Genomic DNA, 271 nt, shown 5'->3' with positions numbered 1-271 from the left:
ATGGTGGAGGCTGAGGGGATCGAACCCCCGACCCTCTGCTTGTAAGGCAGATGCTCTCCCAGCTGAGCTAAGCCTCCTGGGTATGTATGGTAGCGGCGGAGGGGATCGAACCCCCGACCTCACGGGTATGAACCGTACGCTCTAGCCAGCTGAGCTACACCGCCATAACATAATATTTTGCTAGCTTGTCCTAAATGGCGGAGAGAGAGGGATTCGAACCCTCGCACCACTTTCGCAGTCTAACCCCTTAGCAGAGGGTCCCCTTATAGCC

At 56.5% G+C, this 271-nt stretch carries 2 tRNA genes; both read right to left on the bottom strand.

The features are described from left to right. Window position 1: 1 nt before the first annotated feature. A tRNA-Val gene (locus tag G9G54_RS25080) sits at window positions 2–77 on the bottom strand. A gap of 10 nt (window positions 78–87) precedes the next feature. Continuing rightward, window positions 88–164, bottom strand: a tRNA-Met gene (locus G9G54_RS25075). Window positions 165–271 lie beyond the last annotated feature (107 nt).

It is taken from the genome of Paenibacillus sp. EKM212P (assembly GCF_011066115.1).
In the GTDB taxonomy this organism is placed as follows: Bacteria; Bacillota; Bacilli; order Paenibacillales; family Paenibacillaceae; genus Paenibacillus; species Paenibacillus polymyxa_B.
This window is presented reverse-complemented; position numbering and strand designations above follow the sequence as displayed.